The sequence below is a fragment of the Actinomyces sp. HMT 175 genome, from assembly GCF_016694895.1.
Classification (GTDB): Bacteria; Actinomycetota; Actinomycetes; order Actinomycetales; family Actinomycetaceae; genus Actinomyces; species Actinomyces oris.
This window is the reverse complement of record NZ_CP068012.1, coordinates 1,603,161-1,623,817: the sequence shown is the minus strand read 5'-3', so window position 1 is coordinate 1,623,817 and position 20,657 is coordinate 1,603,161. Positions and strand designations below refer to the sequence as shown.

At 69.3% G+C, this 20,657-nt stretch carries 20 protein-coding genes; all 20 read left to right on the top strand.

Annotation, left to right across the window (positions count from 1 at the left end; all coding sequences use genetic code 11):
- The first annotated feature begins 32 nt into the window (after positions 1 to 32).
- The 20 genes from JJJ14_RS06920 (at position 33) to JJJ14_RS06825 (ending at position 20,587) form a co-directional block, all read left to right on the top strand.
- Positions 33 to 1,274, top strand: coding sequence for a carboxylate--amine ligase (locus JJJ14_RS06920; protein ID WP_201443688.1), 1,242 nt, complete (start codon positions 33 to 35; stop codon positions 1,272 to 1,274).
- Positions 1,275 to 2,600, top strand: coding sequence for a peptidoglycan bridge formation glycyltransferase FemA/FemB family protein (locus JJJ14_RS06915; protein WP_201443687.1), 1,326 nt, complete (start codon positions 1,275 to 1,277; stop codon positions 2,598 to 2,600).
- Positions 2,601 to 2,687: 87 nt separating this feature from the next.
- Positions 2,688 to 4,739 (top strand): threonine--tRNA ligase, encoded by a 2,052-nt coding sequence (gene thrS, locus JJJ14_RS06910; protein ID WP_143225426.1) that lies wholly within the window; start codon positions 2,688 to 2,690, stop codon positions 4,737 to 4,739.
- On the top strand, positions 4,732 to 5,346 hold the full coding sequence (locus tag JJJ14_RS06905; protein ID WP_101558108.1) for an HIT family protein: 615 nt from the start codon (positions 4,732 to 4,734) through the stop codon (positions 5,344 to 5,346). The genes thrS and JJJ14_RS06905 overlap by 8 nt, the downstream gene beginning before the upstream one ends.
- 117 nt (positions 5,347 to 5,463) lie before the next feature.
- The gene (pgsA, locus tag JJJ14_RS06900; protein ID WP_201443686.1) at positions 5,464 to 6,096 is read left to right on the top strand and encodes a phosphatidylinositol phosphate synthase; all 633 of its coding nucleotides are present in this window, start codon (positions 5,464 to 5,466) and stop codon (positions 6,094 to 6,096) included.
- Positions 6,093 to 7,091 carry a phosphatidylinositol mannoside acyltransferase gene (locus JJJ14_RS06895; RefSeq protein WP_201443685.1) on the top strand — a complete coding sequence of 333 codons (999 nt, stop codon included), beginning with the start codon at positions 6,093 to 6,095 and terminating at the stop codon, positions 7,089 to 7,091. The genes pgsA and JJJ14_RS06895 overlap by 4 nt, the downstream gene beginning before the upstream one ends.
- The gene (locus JJJ14_RS06890) at positions 7,088 to 8,269 is read left to right on the top strand and encodes a glycosyltransferase family 4 protein (RefSeq protein ID WP_201443684.1); all 1,182 of its coding nucleotides are present in this window, start codon (positions 7,088 to 7,090) and stop codon (positions 8,267 to 8,269) included. The genes JJJ14_RS06895 and JJJ14_RS06890 overlap by 4 nt, the downstream gene beginning before the upstream one ends.
- Positions 8,270 to 8,301: 32 nt before the next feature.
- Positions 8,302 to 9,069: a hypothetical protein gene (locus tag JJJ14_RS06885; RefSeq protein WP_201443683.1), complete on the top strand. Its 768-nt coding sequence runs from the start codon at positions 8,302 to 8,304 to the stop codon at positions 9,067 to 9,069.
- A gap of 4 nt (positions 9,070 to 9,073) precedes the next feature.
- Positions 9,074 to 10,375, top strand: coding sequence for a PrsW family intramembrane metalloprotease (locus JJJ14_RS06880; RefSeq protein ID WP_201443682.1), 1,302 nt, complete (start codon positions 9,074 to 9,076; stop codon positions 10,373 to 10,375).
- A 163-nt stretch (positions 10,376 to 10,538) separates the two neighbouring features.
- The gene (pdxS, locus tag JJJ14_RS06875) at positions 10,539 to 11,441 is read left to right on the top strand and encodes a pyridoxal 5'-phosphate synthase lyase subunit PdxS (RefSeq protein WP_004564804.1); all 903 of its coding nucleotides are present in this window, start codon (positions 10,539 to 10,541) and stop codon (positions 11,439 to 11,441) included.
- Entirely contained in the window at positions 11,438 to 12,091 is a 654-nt protein-coding gene (locus tag JJJ14_RS06870) for an NUDIX hydrolase (RefSeq protein WP_201443681.1), read from the top strand. The genes pdxS and JJJ14_RS06870 overlap by 4 nt, the downstream gene beginning before the upstream one ends.
- A 9-nt stretch (positions 12,092 to 12,100) precedes the next feature.
- Positions 12,101 to 12,838 (top strand): pyridoxal 5'-phosphate synthase glutaminase subunit PdxT, encoded by a 738-nt coding sequence (gene pdxT, locus JJJ14_RS06865; RefSeq protein ID WP_020991492.1) that lies wholly within the window; start codon positions 12,101 to 12,103, stop codon positions 12,836 to 12,838.
- Positions 12,839 to 12,882: 44 nt separating this feature from the next.
- Positions 12,883 to 13,647 (top strand): YebC/PmpR family DNA-binding transcriptional regulator, encoded by a 765-nt coding sequence (locus tag JJJ14_RS06860; protein WP_004564807.1) that lies wholly within the window; start codon positions 12,883 to 12,885, stop codon positions 13,645 to 13,647.
- A gap of 70 nt (positions 13,648 to 13,717) precedes the next feature.
- Positions 13,718 to 14,323, top strand: coding sequence for a crossover junction endodeoxyribonuclease RuvC (locus JJJ14_RS06855; RefSeq protein WP_101558115.1), 606 nt, complete (start codon positions 13,718 to 13,720; stop codon positions 14,321 to 14,323).
- Positions 14,324 to 14,437: 114 nt separating this feature from the next.
- Complete coding sequence (gene ruvA / locus JJJ14_RS06850; RefSeq protein WP_101558116.1) at positions 14,438 to 15,091, top strand: Holliday junction branch migration protein RuvA; 654 nt, start codon at positions 14,438 to 14,440, stop codon at positions 15,089 to 15,091.
- Positions 15,084 to 16,124, top strand: a complete 1,041-nt coding sequence (gene ruvB / locus JJJ14_RS06845; RefSeq protein WP_009405798.1) for a Holliday junction branch migration DNA helicase RuvB — start codon at positions 15,084 to 15,086, stop codon at positions 16,122 to 16,124. The genes ruvA and ruvB overlap by 8 nt, the downstream gene beginning before the upstream one ends.
- Before the next feature lie 175 nt (positions 16,125 to 16,299).
- Positions 16,300 to 16,662: a preprotein translocase subunit YajC gene (yajC, locus tag JJJ14_RS06840; RefSeq protein WP_004564811.1), complete on the top strand. Its 363-nt coding sequence runs from the start codon at positions 16,300 to 16,302 to the stop codon at positions 16,660 to 16,662.
- Between the two features lie 207 nt (positions 16,663 to 16,869).
- Positions 16,870 to 18,933 (top strand): protein translocase subunit SecD, encoded by a 2,064-nt coding sequence (gene secD, locus JJJ14_RS06835; RefSeq protein ID WP_201443680.1) that lies wholly within the window; start codon positions 16,870 to 16,872, stop codon positions 18,931 to 18,933.
- Positions 18,930 to 20,033 (top strand): protein translocase subunit SecF, encoded by a 1,104-nt coding sequence (secF, locus tag JJJ14_RS06830; protein ID WP_201443679.1) that lies wholly within the window; start codon positions 18,930 to 18,932, stop codon positions 20,031 to 20,033. Before secD ends, secF begins: the two co-directional genes overlap by 4 nt.
- A complete protein-coding gene (locus tag JJJ14_RS06825; RefSeq protein ID WP_004564814.1) occupies positions 20,030 to 20,587 on the top strand; it encodes an adenine phosphoribosyltransferase in 558 nt (185 codons plus the stop codon). Before secF ends, JJJ14_RS06825 begins: the two co-directional genes overlap by 4 nt.
- Positions 20,588 to 20,657 lie beyond the last annotated feature (70 nt).

The window sequence follows — 20,657 nt, the reverse complement described above, 5'->3', positions numbered from 1 at the left end:
GAGTTGGCCCCTGCGGCAAGAAACGGATGGTTATGACGCAACGCTTCAGGCACCTGCTGCCCGTGGTCCTCGGCGGTGATATCGGCGCCTACGCCCTGGCGCGGCAGCTTCATGAGGTCACCGGCACGTCGGTGACGGTTGTGGCCTCAGATCCGATCGTCGCGATCTCCGAGTCGGCCTACATCACCGTGGTCCACCAGGAGGCCGGGGCCCCGCCGGAGCGGACCATCGCGCTGCTGCGAAAGCTGGCCCAGGGCCGAGGGCCCCGCAGCGCTGTGCTCATGGCCAACACCGACGCCGCGGCCGCCATGATCTCGGCCCACCGCGGCGAGCTCGAGCCCACCTATGTCCTGCCCTTCCCGGACATTGACGTGCTCGACGCCGTCAGCGACAAGGCCTCCTTCTCCCGTCTGTGCGCCGAGGTGGGGGTGCTCACGCCCCGGGAGGTCGTCGTCGACCTGGCCGACCCCGACTGCGTGACGCCGACCAGCGCCGACGAGCTCGGCATGGAGTTCCCGCTCGTGGCCAAGGCCGCCATCGGCGCTGACTACGACCGTATCTCCTTCCCCGGCAAGCGCAAGATCTGGTTCATCGACGACGCCGCCGAGCTGGCAGGCATGTGGAGGAGCCTGAAGGAGGCCGGCTACCGCTCCACCTTCCTGGTTCAGGAGTGCATCCCCGGTGACGACACCGCCATGCGCTCGGTGACCGCCTACATGGACTCCACCGGTGAGCTGCGCCTCATCGGCTCGGCGCGCGTTCTGCTGCAGGACCACGCGCCCACCATGATCGGCAACCCGGTGGCCATGATGACCGAGGCCTTCCCCGACCTGTGGGAGGCCACCGGCCGCCTGCTGCGTCATGCCGGCTACCGCGGCTTCGCCAACCTCGACATCAAGGTCGACCCCCGTGACGGACGGGAGCTCTTCTTCGAGGTCAACCCCCGTATCGGCCGCAACTCCTTCTACCTGACCGCCGCAGGCGCCAACCCCATGGCCGTCATGCTCAAGGACCTGGTCCTGGACCAGCGTGACGAGCCCATCGAGGTCACCCGGCAGATCCTCTACTCCCTGGTTCCCGACGGCGTCATCGCACGCTACGTGTCCGACGAGGCTCTGCGCCGCAAGGCCAAGGGCCTGGGGCGGGGCGTCGACCCGCTGCGCGACCCGGCCGAGCGCTCGCTGCGCCGTCGCGTGACGATCGAGCTCCAGCGCCTCAACCACTACCGCAAGTTCGCCCGCAACTATCCGCAACGAGTCGACAGGTCCCGCTGAATGCCCGAGAACGAGAACATGCCCGACAGCACCACCCCCGACGCCACGACTGATTCCGCGACTGACTCCACCCCTGAAACCAAGGTCGAGGCTGGTGCGCCGGCCCCCCAGAAGGCTCAGGCGACTCAGCCCAAGAACAACAAGGGGCGCAAGGGCGGCGAGCCCGAACAGCCCAAGCAGCCCGAGCAGAAGGTCGACCCGACCGACAAGCCCGCCCAGCCCGCTAGGGCTGACAAGGCTGACAAGCCCAAGGCGCCTCGGCTCACGCACCCCGAGCCGGTGCACTCCACCCCGGACCGTTCCGAGACCCTGCGTCGGGTCGACGGACGCGAGATGCGTCTGGCCGTGGGCAACAGCCACTTCCCGGTTGAGCAGACCGAGGCCTGGGAGCGCTTCGAGGAGGCCATGGGCCGCCCCCTGTGGGGCCGCTACCTCTATGAGGACGAGGGCAAGCCCGTGGCCGCCATCGCCCTGTACCGTTACGAGATGGGCGGCCAGACCTTCCTGTGGGCCAAGCACGGCCCGGTCTGGCTCAAGGAGCAGTCGCCCGAGCGCGAGGCCCACCTGCGTCGTCTGCTGCGCTCCGTGGTCAAGGAGCGCGACCGCTCCGTGCGCTTCATCCGCATGCACGCCCGCTACGGCGCTGCCGACCTGCGAGAGCTGCTGTCCACCATCACCTATGACCGCACCTACGTCATCGACCTGGTGCCCAAGACACCGGAGAAGATCGCGGCGATCATGCCCAAGGACGGGCGCCGCGCGGTCAAGCGCGCCGAGCGTGTCGCCCGGGAGGCCGGCTGCACCATCAGCGACGAGACCGGCCTGAGCCGCGAGGAGTTCGACCAGGTCTACGAGGTCCTGCGCGAGACCGCCGAGCGCGACGGCTTCAAGCCCCACGACGCCGAGGTCTACTGGACCATGCTGACCTCCCTGGGGGAGAAGAACGCCCGCCTGTTCGTCCTGCGCAAGGACGGCATCCCCCACGCCTGGGACCTCATCCTCACCTCGGGCAAGGACTCCGTGGCCTACTACGGCGCCTCCTCCAACGAGTCGCGCACCTTCCGCGGGGCCGAGGCCCTGGACTGGTGGGCCGCCTGCACCCTGGCGCAGGAGGGCTACCGCGGCCTGGACCTCATGGGCGCCGGCTCCACCCGCGTCCCCTCGCTCTACACGGTGGGCCAGTACAAGAAGCGCTACGCCCAGCACGTCACCGAGGTGGACGGGGCCTGGGACGTCCCGGTCTCCCGAGTCATCTACTCCGGGATGTCCGCCGCCAAGCGCCTGCGTGACGCACTGCGCGCGCGGCGTGGCTCACGGGAGGACTGAGCCCGCGCGACCACGACGTAGACTCGCGGTCGAACCGGGGTGCACCAGTACAGCGCCCCGCACCGATGCAGCAGAGGAGACGAACCCGTGTCAGACCAGCCCATGATTGAGATCACCCTCGACGGCGCGCCCCGCACCATTGAGGCGGGCATCACGGGGGCGCTCCTCCTGCAGGACGCCGTCAAGAAGGACGGCGTCGTCGCGATGCGCGTCAACGGCGAGCCCTGGGACCTGGAGCGCCAGGTCCCGGCCGGCGCCGTCGTCGAGCCCATCACCCTGGCCAGCGAGGACGGCCTCAACATCCTGCGCCACAGCGCCACCCACGTCATGGCGCAGGCCGTCCAGGAGATGTTCCCGGACGTCAACCTCGGCATCGGCCCCTTCATCACCGACGGCTTCTACTACGACTTCGGCGCCATTGACGCCGTCACCCCCGAGATGCTGCGCGAGATCGAGAAGCGCATGAAGCGGATCGTTAAGGAGGGGCAGCGCTTCGTGCGCCGCGACATCACCGAGGACCAGGGGCGTGAGGAGCTGGCCGACCAGCCCTACAAGCTCGAGCTCATCACCACCAAGGGAGCGGGCGCCGAGGGCGCCTCGGTCGAGGTCGGCGCCGGCGGGCTGACCATGTACGACAACGTCCGACGCGACGGCACCGTCGCCTGGACCGACCTGTGCCGCGGCCCCCACCTGCCCTCGACCCGCCTCATCGGGCAGGGCTTCGCGCTGACCAAGTCCTCGTCGGCCTACTGGAAGGGCGACCAGTCCGGCGACTCCCTCCAGCGGATCTACGGCACCGCCTGGGCCACCAAGGACGATCTCAAGGCCTACCAGACCCGCCTGGCCGAGGCCGCCAAGCGCGACCACCGCAAGCTCGGCGCCGAGCTCGACCTCTATTCCTTCCCCGAGGAGATCGGCCCCGGCCTGGTGGTCTTCCACCCCAAGGGCGCCATGCTGCGTCACCAGATCGAGCAGTACGTCGTCGACCGCCACCAGGACTACGGCTTCGACTTCGTCCACACCCCCGAGATCTCCAAGGGCGGGCTCTTCCATACCTCCGGGCACCTGCCCTACTACGCCGACACCATGTTCCCGCCCATGCTCGCCGACGAGGAGCGCGACGCCGAGGGCAACATCACCAAGGCCGGCCAGGAGTACTACCTCAAGGCCATGAACTGCCCGATGCACAACCTCATCTTCCGCTCCCGCGGACGCTCCTACCGCGAGCTGCCGCTGCGCTTCTTCGAGATGGGCCACGACTACCGCTACGAGAAGTCCGGTGTCGTCCACGGGCTCACCCGCATGCGCGGCTTCACCCAGGACGACTCCCACACCTACTGCACCCCGGAGCAGGCCGGCGAGGAGATCCGCGCCCAGATCGACTTCTTCCTGTCCATCCTCAAGGCCTTCGGACTGACCGACTTCTACCTCGAGCTGTCCACCCGCGACGAGGACGGCGCCAAGAAGGACAAGTTCATCGGATCCGACGCCGACTGGACCGCCGCCACACAGGCCCTCCAGGACGCCTGTGACGCCTCCGGGCTGGAGGTCGTTCCCGACCCGGGTGGCGCCGCCTTCTACGGCCCCAAAGTCTCGGTCCAGGTCAAGGACGCCATCGGCCGGACCTGGCAGATGTCCACCATCCAGTACGACTTCAACCAGCCCGAGCGCTTCGACCTGGAGTACACGGCCGCTGACGGCACCCACCAGCGCCCCATCATGATCCACTCGGCCAAGCTGGGCAGCGTGGAGCGCTTCATCGGGGTGCTCACCGAGCACTACGCGGGCGCCTTCCCCGCCTGGCTCTCCCCGGTGCAGGTCCGGCTCATCCCCGTGGCCGAGGCCTTCGACGCCTACGTCGATGACGTCGCCGCCCAGCTGCGCGCCCAGGGGGTGCGCGTCGAGGTGGACCACTCCGACGACCGCTTCGGCAAGAAGATCCGCAACGCCTCCAAGGACAAGATCCCCTTCACCCTCATCGCCGGGGGAGAGGACGCCGAAGCCGGCGCCGTCTCTTTCCGGTTCCGCGACGGCCAGCAGACCAACGGCGTGCCCGTCAAGGAGGCCGTGGCCCACATCGTCAGCGTCATCGACGCCCGTATCAACGACCCGGCGGGGGAGAAGCTGCACAGTGACTGAGGAAGTGACCGGAGAGACGATCAGCGCCCCCGGGGGCGGTGACGACGTCGAGGTGGAGGCTCCCTTCTACCACGAGGGCGCTCCGCAGGCCTTTCAGCGGCTGTGGACTCCGCACCGCATGGTCTACATCGGGGGGCAGAACAAGCCCTCCGATGACACCCCCGCACAGTGCCCGTTCTGCACCGGGCCGCAACGCGGTGACGAGGAGTCCCTCATCGTCCACCGGGGCCAGACCAGCTACGTCATCATGAACCTGTACCCGTACAACACCGGTCACCTGCTGGTGTGCCCCTACCGGCACATCTCGGACTGGACCGAGGCCACCCCGGCCGAGCGCCAGGAGATCGGTGAGCTGACCGCCACGGCCATGAGCGTCGTGCGCTCGGTGAGCCGCCCCCACGGGTTCAACCTGGGGATGAACCAGGGTGAAGTCGCCGGTGCGGGGATCGCCGCCCACCTCCACCAGCACATCGTGCCGCGCTGGAAGGGGGATGCGAACTTCATGCCCATCATCGGTCGGACCAAGCCCGTTCCCCAGCTGCTCGGAGAGCAGCGGGACATGCTCGCCGCCGCCTGGGCCGCCCCGGTCGGGCAGAGCGGGGACTGATCCCCCTGGCCTCGATCGACGTGCTCCGGCAGGCTGAGGGGCGCCCCTGCGTCCCAGTCCATCCCGTGCCCTCACGGCCCGTCTCTTAGACAGCTCCACCCCAGTGTTAAGGACCTCATGCTCGGCAACCACGGCCGCGGCCTGACCAAGGCCCTGTTCACCCGACCCGCCCTCGCGCTCGGGCGGCTCGGGGTGACTCCCAACATGCTCACCGTCACCGGAACGGCCCTGTCCGTGACGGCGGCGGTCACCCTGCTGCCGAAGGGACACTTCGTGACCGGGCCCCTGGTCCTGCTCGTGGTGCTGGTGGCCGACTCCTTCGACGGCATTCTGGCCCGGGCCACTGGCAAGAGCTCGGTGTTCGGGGCCTTCCTGGACTCCACCATGGACCGTCTCGCAGACGGCGCCGTCCTGGGATCCCTCGCGGCCTGGGCGGCCCTGTCCATGCCCGTCGGCGCGCTGCGCACCGTGACCGTCGCGGCTGCCCTGGTCGCCGTCGTCATGGCGGCCACTGTTCCCTACGCCCGCGCCCGGGCCGAGTCCATCGGCGCCACCGCCTCCGTGGGGATCGCCGAGCGCACCGACCGGCTCCTGGTCGCGCTCGGCTCCACCTTCCTCGTGGGGCTCGGGGCGCCCCAGTGGGTGCTCGCCGCGGGGCTCGTCTACGTGGCAATCGCCTCCTTCATCACCGTGATCCAGCGCGTGCGCACCGTCCACCAGCAGGTCCGGCAGGAGGGTGAGAAGGCATGAGGATGCGCCTGCCAGCCGTCTCCGACGCCTACCGCCTGGCCTGGCGCGGCACTCGCCACCTGCCCCCGTCGGTGGGCTACGGCCTGGCGCACACCGTCGCCGACGCGCTGTGGGCCTGGCAGCGACTGCAGCGCTCCACCGCCGGGGTGGGACAGCTCGAGCGCAACCTCTCACGCATCCTCCCGGCGGGAACACCACCGCGCGCGCTGCGCCGGGCCACCCGAGCCGGCATGCGCTCCTACATGCGCTACTTCTACGAGGCCTTCGCCCTGCCCGGTATCACACCGGAGCAGATCCTGGCGCGCGTGCGCACCGACATCGACCCCCAGCTGCACGAGGATGTGCGCGCCGGCAGCGTCGTCATGGCCCTGCCACACATGGGCAACTGGGACCTCATCGGAGCCTGGGCCTGCCGTGAGCTCGCCACCGTCCTGACCGTCGCCGAGCGCCTGGAGCCCGCGGACCTCTTCGAGCAGTTCGTCTCCTTCCGCCAGTCACTGGGCATGCGCATCATCGGCCAGTCCCACGGGGAGAAGGTCTTCGACCGCCTCCTTGAGGCGGCGAGCCAGGGGCACTACGTCGTCGCGCTCCTGGCGGACCGGGACCTGTCCTCGGCCGGCATCACCGCGCAGCTGGGCGGCGCCACCGCACGGGTGGCCGCCGGCCCCGCGGCGATCGCCCAGCGCCTGGGACGCCCCCTGTACGCCGCCTCGATCCACTACGAGCCGCTCACCGGGCAGAGGCTCCGTCGGGCTGGATCGCCCTGGGGAATCGTGCTGACCGCCCGCAGGGTTCCGGCGCCCCACCAGCTGGAGGGACGCGAGCAGGTCGTGGCGCACACGCGCGCCTGGGTCGCCGCGCTGGAGCCTCTGCTTGCCGAGCACGCCGAGGACTGGCACATGCTTCAGCCCGTCTTCGATGCCGACCTGGACCAGGAGCGCCTGGCTCGCAGCCACGCCCGCGACCAGCAGGGCGCCCACGAGGAGGACGTATGAGGATCGGTATCGTCTGCCCCTACTCCTTCGACGCTCACGGAGGCGTCCAGGTCCACGTCATGGACCTGGCCGGTGAGCTCTTCCGCCGCGGCCACGAGGTACAGGTCCTCGCGCCGGCCTCCCAGGACACCGAGCTTCCCGACTGGGTCACCAGCGCCGGTGACTCCATCGCCATTCCCTACAACGGCTCGGTGGCGCGGCTGAACTTCGGTGCCCTCGTGGCCAGGCGGGCCCGACGCTGGCTGGATGCCGGGGACTTCGACATCCTGCACATCCATGAGCCCATCACCCCCAGCGTCGGGATGCTGGCCCTGCAGGCCGCCACCGGGCCGGTGGTGGGCACCTTCCACGCCGCCATGGACCGCTCGCTGGCCCGTGAGCTGCTGAGCCCGGCGACGGTGCCGCTCATGGAGAAGCTCTCGGCCCGCATCGCCGTCTCCGAGGAGGCCCGCCGCACCCTCATCCAGTACCACGGCGGCGACGCCGTCGTCATTCCCAACGGCGTCAATGTCAGGCCCTTCGCCGACGCCCCCAAGGACGACCCCCGGTTCCTGGGCACGGACGAGGCCCCCACCATCTCCTTCCTGGGGCGTCTGGACGAGCCCCGCAAGGGACTGCGGGTCCTGGCCGATGCCATCCCGACGGTGCTGGAGTCGGTGCCCAGGGCGCGCTTCCTCATCGCAGGGCGCGGGCAGGCCCAGGAGATCCGTGAGGAGCTGGCCCGCTTCGGCGACTCCGTGGTCTTTCTGGGGGGTGTCAGCGACGAGGACAAGGCCGCCATGCTGGCCTCGGCCAGCTGCTACGTGGCCCCGCAGACCGGAGGGGAGTCCTTCGGCATCGTCCTGGTGGAGGCCATGGCCGCCGGCACCCGGGTCGTCGCCTCCGACCTCAAGGCCTTCTCGGACGTGCTTGGCGAAGGCCGTTATGGGGCCCTGTTCCGCAATGAGGACGGCGGCGACCTGGCCCGAGTCATCATCGACACCCTGCAGGACGCCACGGCCGCTCAGGCTCGCGTTCAGGCGGCCAGTCAGGTGGTCGGCCGCTACGACTGGTCTGCGGTCACCGACGAGGTGCTCGACGTCTACGACATGGCTCTGTCCACCGCTCACACCCGGGTCGAGCCCGCCCCCGGTTCGCGCACCATGCTGGGCCGGTTGCGCGATGCTCTGGACGACTAGCAGCTGATCTCAGGAGTGATGAGGAACCGACCATGGCAGCAAGCATGACGACGGCCATGACGCAGGCCGTTGATACCCCGGCCAGTGCGACCACGGCCCTACCGGCACTGTCCTCCACAGAGTCCGGCGCGATGACGGCGCCGCTGTGGAGCGTCGTCGTGCTGCTGGTCGGGCTGGCCGTGACCGCCGGGTGGGCCCTCTACGCCAGGGCGGTGCGGGTGGACCGGCTGCACCGGCAGGTGCTGGGCGCTCGGGCCACGCTTGAGGCCCAGCTCGTTCACCGGGCCGAGGCCGCAGCGGAGCTGGCCACCGTTCCCGCCCTGGATCCGGCCTCCGGCCTGCTGCTCAGCCGGGCCGCTCGCGAGGCGCTGGACGCCGAGGGGCCGCTCGTCGATGACGGTCTGGACACCTCCACGCCTCTTGAGGGCATCCCCTCCTCCCATCCTGCTTCCAGCGGCGCGGCGCTCCCGGCGCCGACCGCCCGCAGTCGGGCCCTCATCGAGTCCGACCTCAGTCGGGTCCTGCGAACGGTGGTCAGCGAGCCCGCACGCCGCGAGCTGTCCGCCGACCCGCTGAGCCTGCCCGCGCTCAACCGCCTGGACCGGGCCTGCTCCCGCCTGGTCCTGGCCCGCAGGTTCCACAACACCCACGTCAGCGAGGCCCAGGCCCTCAGGGCACGGCTGCTCGTCCGGATGTGCCACCTGGCTGGGCACGCACCCATGCCCCAGACCTTCGATGCCGACGACGACACCACCCCTGAGACGCCGCCCGAGCGCGACGACGAGGTGCAACCGAGGTGATTCCATGAGCATGCCCCCCAGTCCCTGGGCTCCCCGTCCCGGATACCGGCGCTCCAGTGCCCTGCCGCGGACCCCAGCCGACTCCGGCCCCCTTCCCGGAGTCGGGCAGCGGTATCAGGTTCATCGTGACACTCAGGGCACGCCTCCTTCGCGGGCCACGGATCCTGAGGATGGCCGGCAGCAGCACGAGCAGGTGGCCTCCCTCATCCCACCTGGTATTCCGGCGAGGGTCGGGGCGATCGTCATGCTCACCGCGATCGTTCTGTTCTCGCTGCTCACCGTGTACTTCTTCTCAAGGCTTCGAGACGATTTCGGTCCGGTCGTGCTTCCATCGTTTCTGCTGGCGCTCATCCCCTTGGGCGGGGTGCTGGTGGTCACGATGCTGCTCGCGGGAGTGTTCTGGTACGTCCGCTGGGAGCCCAGGCCTCCCGGTGTGTTCACGGTGGTCACGCTCCTGGTGGCGTTCCTGTGGGGGACGAGCGTGTCCACCCTGTGCTCGTTGGTGGTCAACGGCTGGGTGGGTCGGGTCATCACCGAGGCCATGGGGGACCCGAACGCGGCCGGTGTCATTTCAGCGCCTCTGGTGGAGGAGCTGACCAAGGGACTGGGCGTCCTGTTCGTCTTCCTCATCTGGCGCCGCACGATCAATGGGACGATCGATGGGGTCGTGTATGCGGCGTTCACCGCCGCAGGCTTCGCCTTCGTGGAGAATATTCTCTACTTCGTTCAGGGCTGGGAGTACGTGGGGACGATCTTCGTCATGCGAGGGGTCCTGTCCCCGTTTGCCCACCTGACCTTCACCGCCTGCACCGGAGTGGCCATCGGTGTCTCCTCCCGCCGGCGCTCTCAGTACGCCTGGGCGTGGATGGCTCCTGTTGGTCTGGTCGGTGCGATTTTGCTTCATGCGACCTGGAACGGCTTTGTTGCTGCAAACTTCGGGGTGTATCTGCTGCTTCAGTTCCCCTTCTACGCTCTGTGCGCCGGACTGGTCTCGTGGCTGCGTTGGAGTGAGCGCCGGTCGATGCGTCGCGGGCTGGAGGACTACGCCCGCGCCGGCTGGTTCTCCCCGGCCGAAATCCAGATGCTCACCACCGGTGCGGGGCGCCGGTCGGGCAAGCGGTGGGCCGCCACCAGGGGACTGCATGCCTCAGCGGCCATGAACACCTTCCAGAAAGGTGCTGCGGAACTGGCCCAGCTACGCCAGCAGGCGGTGGACAGCCACGATCTGGGCGAACTGTCCGTCAAGGAGACCGAGCTGCTCGACCGGATCAGCCAGGCGCGCCGGTCCTTCCTCGGGGCCGGCTAGAAGACGGCAGTAGCCGGATATCCTGCGACGGTTCAGGTCTCGCTGCGTGAGTATCGGGGACTGTTACGGAGGCGCGGGGTAGCATGCGTGGCGTCAGCATTTTCTCGGAGACGTTGCTGCCGCCCCCGTGCGGCGGCCGCGGCTCACGGCCGGAGGACCACGATTGAGTACAGAACAGACCACTCCCAGCACCGGCACCCTCACCGTCAAACGCGGCATGGCGGACATGCTCAAGGGAGGCGTCATCATGGACGTCGTCACGCCCGAGCAGGCCCGTATCGCCCAGGACGCGGGAGCCGTCGCCGTCATGGCGCTCGAGCGCGTCCCCGCCGACATCCGAGCCCAGGGCGGCGTCGCCCGCATGAGCGACCCCGACCTCATCACCGGCATCATCGAGGCGGTCTCCATCCCGGTCATGGCCAAGGCCCGTATCGGTCACTTCGTGGAGGCCCAGGTCCTCCAGAGCCTCGGCGTGGACTACATCGACGAGTCCGAGGTCCTCACCCCGGCCGACTACGCCCACCACATCGACAAGCAGTCCTTCACCGTTCCTTTCGTGTGCGGAGCCACCAACCTGGGTGAGGCGCTGCGCCGCATCACCGAGGGCGCGGCCATGATCCGCTCCAAGGGAGAGGCCGGAACCGGGGACGTCTCCAACGCGGTGACTCACATGCGCACGATCCGCGATGAGATCCGTCGTCTGACCTCGCTGCCCGAGGACGAGCTCTACGTGGCCGCCAAGGAGCTCGCCGCCCCCTACGAGCTCGTCGCCGAGGTCGCCCGCACCGGGCACCTGCCGGTCGTGCTGTTCACCGCCGGTGGCATCGCCACCCCGGCCGATGCCGCCATGATGATGCAGATGGGGGCCGAAGGCGTCTTCGTGGGCTCGGGCATCTTCAAGTCCGGCGACCCCGCCAAGCGGGCCGCCGCCATCGTGCGCGCCACCGCGCAGTTCGACGACCCCGACGTCATCGCCGAGGTCTCGCGCGGACTGGGCGAGGCAATGGTGGGGATCAACGTCGACGAGATTCCCGAGCCCCACCGCCTGGCGGAACGCGGTTGGTGACCGGCCGCCTGGTCGATGGGCGTCACCCGGTGCTGGTCCCGGAGGACTGGGACCAGCACCTCGACGCCGGCGAGTGGAGCCTGGGGGAGGACGGTCTGCCCTTCAGGACGGCCGGCCGGGTCCTGGCCGTGACCCAGGACGGCGAGGTACTGCTGTTGGTGGGGCACGACGCCGCGGACCCGGATCACAGCTGGGTCTTCACCCCGGGAGGAGGACTCCACAGCGGTGAGGACCCCCGTGCCGGGGCCGTGCGTGAGCTGGTCGAGGAGTCCGGGATCGAGGTCGCCCCGGAGGACCTGGAGGGGCCCATCGCCCACCGGGAGGCGATCTTCCGCTTCGCCTCAGTCACGTGCCGACAGGACGAGATCTTCTTCCTCCTGCACCTGCCGACCCGGCACCCGATCAGGAAGGACGGCTGGACGTGCCTGGAGCGCGACGTCGTCGACTCCATCTCGTGGTGGAGTGCCGAGCAGCTGCAGGCCGCCCAGCAGCGGGGGCAGGAGATCTACCCGGTGCGCCTGCCCGAGATCGTGGAGGAGCTCGCCTCGGGCTGGAACGGCCGGTGCCTCGACCTCACCGATCCGGTGGACCACGAGGTCCTGGCCGAGCTCGCGAGCAACCCTCCCCGTTACTGCGACCCCAGCGCCTGAAGGAGCCTGATGACCGACCCGAGCCACGCCCACCGCCCGGCCCACACGATGGACGCCCGCCACCCCCGGGCGCTCTTTCCCGCGCTCGCAGCGCCCGACTCCCGGCCCACGGTCGGGATCCTGGCCCTTCAGGGCGACGTGCGCGAGCACTCCTTGGCCCTCGAGGCGGCCGGAGCGCGACCCGTCGTGGTGCGCCGCGCCGCCGATCTGGGTGAGGCCCCCGGCCACCGGCTTGACGGCCTGGTGATCCCCGGAGGGGAGTCGACCACCATGAGTACGTTGCTGGTCGCCTTCGAGATGCTTGCGCCCCTGCGCGAGCTCATCGGCGCGGGCCTGCCCGCCTACGGGTCCTGCGCCGGGATGATTATGCTGGCCGACCGCGTCGAGGGGGCTCAGGAGGGTCAGGCCTTCCTGGGTGGCATCGACATGACCGTGCGCCGCAACGCCTTCGGCCGACAGGTGGACTCCTACGAGGAGGACCTCATCGCCCCGGAGCTCGGCGCGGGGCCGGACCGACCGCTGCGCGCCGTCTTCATCCGGGCCCCCTGGGTGGAGGAGGTGGGCCCGGGCGTCGAGATCCTCGCCACGACCCGCGCCGGACGTGCGGCTGGGGTCGGTGGGGCCGACGGCGGTAGGATCGTCGCGGTTCGTCAAGGATCCCTGCTCGCCACGTCCTTCCACCCGGAGGTCGGAGGCGACCACCGGGTCCACGACGTCTTCGTCTCCATGGTGACGCGCCGGGCCTGAGCAGGTCCGGCAGCGCCCTCAGTATCGACTCCCAAGGAGCACTTATGTCGGGTCACTCCAAGTGGGCCACCACCAAGCACAAGAAGGCCGCCATCGACGCCAAGCGCGGCAAGCTCTTCGCACGTCTCATTAAGAACATCGAGGTTGCTGCCCGCACCGGCGGTGGTGACCCCACCGGTAACCCCACTTTGTTCGACGCCATCCAGAAGGCCAAGAAGAACTCGGTGCCGGCGGACAACATCACCCGCGCCGTCAAGCGCGGCAGCGGCGAGGAGGCCGGTGGCGCCGACTGGCAGACCATCATGTACGAGGGCTACGGCCCCGGCGGGGTCGCCTTCCTCGTCGAGTGCCTCACCGACAACCGCAACCGGGCCGCCTCCGACGTGCGCGTGGCCTTCTCCCGCAACGGCGGAAACCTGGCCGACCCCGGTTCGGTGGCCTACAACTTCACCCGCAAGGGCGTCGTCGAGGTCGCCAAGGCCGACGGCGTGGACGAGGACTCCATCCTCATGGCCGTCCTGGAGGCCGGCGCCGAGGAGGTCGAGGACATGGGCGAGTCCTTCGAGATCTACTCCGAGCCCGGTGACATCGTCGCCGTGCGTACCGCCCTGACGGAGGCGGGGATGGACTACGACTCCGCCGAGGTCCAGTTCGTCGCCGGCACCAAGGTGGAGGTCGACGTCGAAGGAGCCCGCAAGGTCTTCCGCCTCATCGACGCCCTGGAGGACTCCGACGACGTCCAGAACGTCTACACCTCGGTGGACCTCAGCCCAGAGGTGGCCGCCGAGTTCGCCGGCGACGAGGACTGAGCCCCTGGACCTCGCCGGCCCCCGGCCGCGTTCGGCTCGCGCCGTCGTCGCCCAGCAGCGGGTCCTGGGTATCGATCCCGGACTGACCCGCTGCGGTCTGGGATGCGTCGATGTCGACCCTCGCCGTCAGGTGCGCCTCGTGGAGGTCGGCGTGGTTCGCACGCCGCCTTCCCAGAGCCCCGAGCTGAGGCTGCTGACCATCACGGAGGCCATTGAGGACTGGATCGCCCGCCTGGGCCCGTCGGTGGTCTCCATCGAGCGGGTCTTCGCGCAGGACAACCTGCGTTCGGTCATCGGGGTCGCCCAGGTCATGGGGACCGCGATGGCCACGGCGGCGCGCGCGGGCCTGGAGGTCGCTCAGCACACGCCCAGTGAGGCCAAGGCCGCCGTCACGGGCTCGGGCACGGCTGACAAGGCTCAGGTCCAGGCCATGGTCACCCGCATCCTCGGCCTCGACGCCCCACCCCGGCCGGCCGACGCCGCCGACGCCCTGGCGCAGGCGATCTGCCACGGCTGGCGAGGGGGCGGAACGGGCACGGACGACGCCACCGAGATGGTCTCCGCCGGGGGAGCGGTGCGTGTCTCCGCCCGCACGCCGGCACAGCGCCAGTGGGCCGCCGCCCAGGCCGCGGCCCGGCGCACCGGCGCCGTCGACCCGCGACGAGTGCGGCGCTGAGGACCCCGCCGACGTCGGGCTGCTAGGATCCGAACGTCTGTTCGAGCCCCGTCGGTGTCCGTCAAGGCGGCCTGAGAGCGCTCGATCCGCTGAGAACCCCAGGAGAAGTCGCCCATGATCGCCTCCCTGCGCGGCACTGTCCTCAGTGTCGGCCTGACCAACGCCGTCATTGAGACCGGCGGCGTCGGCATGAGTATCCAGGCCACGCCCACCACGCTGTCCGGCCTCAGGGTCGGCGAGGAGACCCTCGTGCACACCGAGATGGTGGTCCGTGAGGACTCGCTGACCCTGTTCGGCTTCGCCGACACCGACGAGAGGGACAGCTTTCGCACCCTGATGAGCGCCAAGGGTGTCGGAGCCAAGCTGGCGCTGGCGATGCTGGCCGTCCACACGCCCAACGCACTCAGGCGGGCCATCGCCTCCCAGGACGTCGCCGCCCTCACGCGGGTACCCGGCCTGGGACCCAAGGGCGCTCAGCGCGTCATCCTGGACGTGGCCGACAAGCTGGGCCCTGTCACCGGGGACGATCTGGGGGCCGCGCAGACTGCTGCGCAGAGCGCGCAGGGGGTGGGGGCGATGAGCGACGGCGGTCCCGAGCCCCACGCTGACGTGGTCGCCGCCCTGGTGCAGCTCGGCTGGAACGAGGCCAGCGCGCACCAGGCGGTCTCCTCAGTGACGGCTGATGCCGCCGATGGAGGCCAGGAGCCGGACATGGCGGCGGTGCTGCGGGCCTCCTTGAGGTGGTTGGGAGGCGGACACCGTGGCTGAGCCCGATGAGCTCGATGGGCAGCGTTTGGTCGGTGGCGGCGCCGACGCCACCGAGCGCGCCGCCGAGGCGGCCCTGCGGCCCAAGCGCCTGGAGGACTTCACCGGGCAGGAGGTGGTGCGAGGCCAGCTCTCGGTGGTGCTGCGCTCGGCCCTTGCCCGTGGAGTGACGGCTGACCACGTTCTGCTCTCGGGGCCGCCTGGGCTGGGCAAGACCACCCTGGCCATGATTATCGCCGCCGAGGTGGACGGTTCTCTGCGCCTGACCTCGGGGCCGGCCATCCAACACGCCGGAGACCTCGCGGCCATCCTGTCCTCCCTGGAGGAGGGGGATGTGCTGTTCATTGATGAGATCCACCGCCTGGCACGCACCGCCGAGGAGATGCTCTACCTGGCGATGGAGGACTTCCGGGTCGACATCGTCGTGGGAAAGGGACCCGGTGCCACCTCCATCCCCCTGTCCCTGCCTCCCTTCACCGTCGTCGGGGCCACCACGAGAGCGGGGCTGCTGCCGGCGCCGCTGCGGGACCGCTTCGGCTTCACCGGGCACCTCGACTACTACGGGCCGGGCGAGCTCACCCGTATCCTCACGCGCAGCGCGGGGCTGCTGGGGGTGAGCCTGGAGGCGGACGCCGCCAAGGAGCTGGCCTCACGTTCGCGCGGCACACCCCGAATCGCCAACCGGCTGCTGCGCCGGGTCCAGGACTGGGCGGAGGTGCACGGGCGTCCCGGTCGGCTGGACCTGGAGGCGGCGCGTGGCGCCCTGGATGTCTTCGAGGTCGACGCCCTGGGCCTGGATCGTCTGGACCGCCAGGTGCTTGAGGCCCTGTGCACCCGGTTCGGCGGCGGCCCGGTGGGGCTGACGACGCTGGCAGTCAGCGTGGGGGAGGAGCCCGAGACGGTGGAGACCGTGGCCGAGCCCTACCTGGTGCGAGAGGGGCTCGTGGTGCGCACCCCGCGGGGGCGGGCGGCCACGCCGGCGGCCTACAGCCATCTGGGACTCGAGCCCCCTGCCGACGGATCATTGTTCTCCTGACTGACAACCGGGTAATGTGACCATTTTGTAACCGGTTGGTACCCAGTTGTGCCCGACCACTCGCCGACGGTCGGTAAGGCTCTGGCCCGCGTGCCATAGACTCGCCACCGCCGGCCTGTGACAGTCGTAGGTCTGCATCAGCCGGGACTGCCTAGTCGAAACGGAAGAGGCCTCCATGTCGTCGTATTTCATCTGGATCATGCTCATCGGGATGCTCCTGATGATGTGGTTCGTCAGCCGCAGGCAGCGCGCGATGCAGGAGGAGCAGAAGCGCCGTACCGAGAAGGGCCTGGTACCCGGCAACTGGGTTCGCACCATCGGCGGCTTCTACGGCACGGTTGTCGAGGTCGACGGCGACGTGGTCACCCTGGCCACGCCGCTGGGCGACGAGACTCTGTGGAGCAAGCGGGCGATCGCCGCCATCGAGGAGCCGCCCTTCGGCTCGGCCTCCGCCCACGAGGAGTCCGGCTCCGACGTCGAGCAGACTGACAACGACATCCAGGACTCCGAGCAGGACGCGGCCGAGCCGCAGTCCTGATGTCGAGAACCGAACGCTCTGCTCCGATGTGAGCGCGGCGGCTCCCCGCGGAGCCCTGCACACCCCACCCGCGCCTGGCGACCAGACTCGCCGAGTCCACCGGAAACGGTGCGTCTCATGGTGGTGCCCGCCAAGCATCCCTACCCCACACTCACCTCAGCCTTCGGGCCATGTGCTCGAGCACACTCCACTCCAGGAAGGGACCACGTGTCCAGTAAGCAGCGAAAGCGCCCAGGGCGCCGCCTCCTGATGTTCATCCTCGTCCTTGTCATCGGTTTCGGTGCGCTCGTGGCGGGAAGCATGAGGCACAAGGCCTCGCTCACCCCCGGCCTCGCCCTCGATCTGGAGGGCGGGACCCAGCTCATCCTGACGCCCACCACCTCCGACGGCTCGGCGATCAGTGACAACGACGTCGAGCAGGCCATCGAGGTGATCCGCCAGCGCGTGGACGCCTCCGGTGTCTCCGAGGCGCAGATCTCCCGCCAGGGCGGTCAGAACATCGTGGTCTCGCTGCCGGGTAAGCCCAGCCAGGCCACCCTGGAGCTGGTGCGCACCTCGGCCGTCATGTACTTCCGCCCGGTCCTGCGCATTCTGCCGGGCAGCGCCCAGCAGGCCGCCAAGAACATCGCCAGCCAGAACCCCTCTGGTGGGCCGACCCCGGCGCAGGCGGCTCAGCCCAGCCCGAGCGCCAGCAGCGAGGCGACTCAGCCGGCGGCGGACTCCGAGGGCGCCGAGGAGGGCTCGGGCCAAGGCGAGCAGCCGGCTGCGACTCCGGCCCCCACCGCGCAGCCCACGGCTCAGTCGACGGCACAGCCCAGGACTCCCGAGGAGATCGCCAAGCAGCTGGCGGACGTCAACCAGGACGGGGTCATCTCCTCCGACCCGCTCCCCGCTCAGGACAAGACGAACTCGTCGGACTCCTGGATCACCGAGAAGCTCCTCTACGACGGCTACATGACCGACTGCTCCGACCCGAAGAACCTCACCGGTCAGACGCAGGACCCCAAGGTCGCCGTCATCTCCTGCTCCAAGGAGGCCGGCTCCCAGCACCAAGGCGCCTACATCCTCGGCCCGGCCGAGATCACCGGCACCGAGCTCAAGAGCGCCAACTCGGGCCTGGAGACTGACTCCCGAGGACAGGCCACCCAGCAGTGGGTCGTCTCGCTGGCCTTCAACGCTGACGGCACGAAGAAGTTCGCCGAGATGTCCAAGCGGCTGCTGGCCTACCGCGACCAGGCCAGTGCCGCCGGCGCGCAGGGTGCTCAAGGCGCTCAGAACCAGGACAGCCAGGCCAAGGCCCAGTTCGCCATCGTCCTGGACGGCCTGACCATCATGGCCTCCGGCTTCAACGAGACCGTCCACTCACCGATCACCGACGGACGGGTCCAGATCACCGGTGGCTTCAGCCAGAACCAGGCCAACACGCTGGCCAACCAGCTCTCCTTCGGCTCGTTGCCGCTGAGCTTCACGGTGCAGTCCGAGCAGCAGATCTCCGCCACCTTGGGAACCGAGCAGCTGCGCAACGGCCTGATCGCCGGACTCATCGGCTTCGCCCTCATCATCCTCTACCTGGCCTGGCAGTACCGCGGCCTGGCGGTGGTGGCTGTGGCCTCCTTGGTGGTGGCAGCAGCCGGCACCTACCTGGTCATCGCGGCCCTGAGCGCGACCATGGGGTACCGCCTGTCCCTGGCGGGGGTGGCCGGGCTCATCATCTCTATCGGCATCACAGTCGACTCCTTCATCATCTACTTCGAGCGCGTCCGCGACGAGGTGCGTCAGGGACGGACCCTGAGGACCGCGATCGATGAGGGATGGAAGCACGCCAGGCGCACGATCCTCGTCTCCGACGCCGTCAACCTCGTGGCCGCGATCGTCCTGTACTTCCTGGCCGTCGGCGGGGTGCAGGGATTCGCCTTCACCCTGGGGGTGACCACGTGCGTGGACCTGGCCATCATCATCCTGTTCACCCACCCGATGATGGAGTGGATCGTCCGATTCCGCTTCTTCGGCGAGGGGCACCGCCTCTCCGGCCTCGACCCCGAGCACCTCGGGGCGACGTCCTCGACCTACGGCAAGGGGCGCGAGGCCGTCGCCGACCGCGTGACCGGGTCGCTGGCGCGCCGCAAGGCCGAGGCCCGCAGGAACGCCGAGAGCCCGGAGGACGCGGCTGAGGAGTCCGACGGCGAGGCCGCCGACGATGATGCTGAGCAGCAGGAAGGTGACGCGGTCGATGCCGCGGCCGACAAGGGAAAGGACGGTGAGACGAAGTGAAGTCTCTCGCCACGCTCGGTAACGAGCTCTACTCGGCCAAGACATCCATCCCTTTTGTCGGCAAACGGAAGATCTGGTATCTCATCGCCGTCGTCATCATTCTTGGCTCGGCCACGCTCCTGGGCACTGTGGGCCTGACTCCGGGCATCGACTTCAAGGGCGGTTCGGAGATCACCGTCACGGGGCTGTCCTCCCCCTCAGAGCGTCCTGCCAACGAGGTCCTCTCCAAGAGCGACCTGGCGGCCGGCTCCTCGGTGACGACCATGGGGTCGTCGTCGGTGAGGGTGCAGACCTCTGAGCTGAGCAAGCAGCGTCTCGACTCGCTGGCCGGTCAGCTCGCCACCGCCTACAAGACCGATTCCTCCAACGTCTCAGCGACGACTGTGGGACCGACCTGGTCCTCCGACGTCACGAAGAAGGCGGTTCGAGGACTGGTCCTGTTCTTCATCTTCGTCGGACTGCTCATCTGGGCGTACTTCCGCACCTGGAAGATGGCGGCGGCGGCCCTGCTCGCCCTGTGCCACGACATCATCGTCACCGTGGGCATCTACGCCCTGTCCGGATTCGAGGTCACCCCGGCCACGATCATCGGCGTGCTGACGATTCTGGGCTACTCCCTCTACGACACGGTGGTGGTCTTCGACAAGATCCGGGAGAACACCGAGGACTTCGAGTCCCAGAGCCGATCCACCTACGCCGAGCTGGCGAACCTGGCGGTCAACCAGACCTTCATCCGCTCGATCAACACCTCCGTGGTCGGCGTGCTCCCGGTGGCCTCGCTGCTGTTCGTCGGCGCCTTCATCCTGGGGGCGGGAACGCTGCGCGACATCGCCTTGACGCTGTTCATCGGCATGATCGCCGGAACCCTGTCCTCGATCTTCCTGGCCACCCCCCTCCTAGTGGACCTGCGCTCACGTGAGACGCGCATCAAGGAGCAGGCCGCCAAGGTCGCCGCGGCGCGCCAGCACCGTCGGGAGGAGGCCGGTGACGACGCCGAGGAACTGGCTAAGATTGACGCGGCTCCGGCCGCCTCACCAGTCACTCCCGGCCACCACCTCGGCGTGGCGGCTCAGCCGAAAAGGAAGAAGAAGCGCAGATGACCGCTCCCGTGGCCCATTCCGAGTCGGTGCCCGAGTCTCTGACCAGGCTGGTCATGAGCCACTTGCGCGAGATTCCCGACTTCCCCGAGCCGGGGGTCCTCTTCCGGGACATCACTCCGCTCCTGGCCGATGGGCAGGCCTTCGCCGCTCTCGTCGAGGGGCTGGCCGATCACTACCGGGGTCGGATCGATGCGATCGCGGGGCTCGAGTCGCGCGGCTTCATCCTGGCGGCGCCCTTGGCGGTTCGGCTCGGGGTCGGCATGATTACGGTGCGCAAGGGCGGCAAGCTGCCCGGCCCGGTCATCGGCGTGGACTACGCACTCGAGTACGGCACGGCTCGGATGGAGCTGAGGCCCGAGACCGTCACCAAGGGTGCGCGTGTCCTGGTCATCGACGACGTGCTGGCCACCGGTGGGACGGCCGCTGCCTCCATCTCCCTCATTGAGCAGGCCGGCGCCACGGTGGAGGCCATCTGCATGCTGCTGGAGCTGTCCGATCTGGGCGGTCGCCGCCAGCTCCAGGGGCGTGAGGTCGACTCGATCGTCATCTTCTGAGGCGGCTGCTCGTCGCAGGCCTGCTGCTCGACGGGTAGCCGAGGCTGTTTCTCGTGCGGTGTCGTGATCC

Coding starts and splice junctions, on each gene's coding strand:
- JJJ14_RS06920 (WP_201443688.1), top strand. CDS start 33: ATGACGCAACGCTTCAGGCACCTGCTGCCCGTGGTCCTCGGCGGTGAT.
- JJJ14_RS06915 (WP_201443687.1), top strand. CDS start 1,275: ATGCCCGAGAACGAGAACATGCCCGACAGCACCACCCCCGACGCCACG.
- pgsA (WP_201443686.1), top strand. CDS start 5,464: ATGCTCGGCAACCACGGCCGCGGCCTGACCAAGGCCCTGTTCACCCGA.
- JJJ14_RS06895 (WP_201443685.1), top strand. CDS start 6,093: ATGAGGATGCGCCTGCCAGCCGTCTCCGACGCCTACCGCCTGGCCTGG.
- JJJ14_RS06890 (WP_201443684.1), top strand. CDS start 7,088: ATGAGGATCGGTATCGTCTGCCCCTACTCCTTCGACGCTCACGGAGGC.
- JJJ14_RS06885 (WP_201443683.1), top strand. CDS start 8,302: ATGGCAGCAAGCATGACGACGGCCATGACGCAGGCCGTTGATACCCCG.
- JJJ14_RS06880 (WP_201443682.1), top strand. CDS start 9,074: ATGAGCATGCCCCCCAGTCCCTGGGCTCCCCGTCCCGGATACCGGCGC.
- pdxT (WP_020991492.1), top strand. CDS start 12,101: ATGACCGACCCGAGCCACGCCCACCGCCCGGCCCACACGATGGACGCC.
- JJJ14_RS06860 (WP_004564807.1), top strand. CDS start 12,883: ATGTCGGGTCACTCCAAGTGGGCCACCACCAAGCACAAGAAGGCCGCC.
- ruvA (WP_101558116.1), top strand. CDS start 14,438: ATGATCGCCTCCCTGCGCGGCACTGTCCTCAGTGTCGGCCTGACCAAC.
- yajC (WP_004564811.1), top strand. CDS start 16,300: ATGTCGTCGTATTTCATCTGGATCATGCTCATCGGGATGCTCCTGATG.
- JJJ14_RS06825 (WP_004564814.1), top strand. CDS start 20,030: ATGACCGCTCCCGTGGCCCATTCCGAGTCGGTGCCCGAGTCTCTGACC.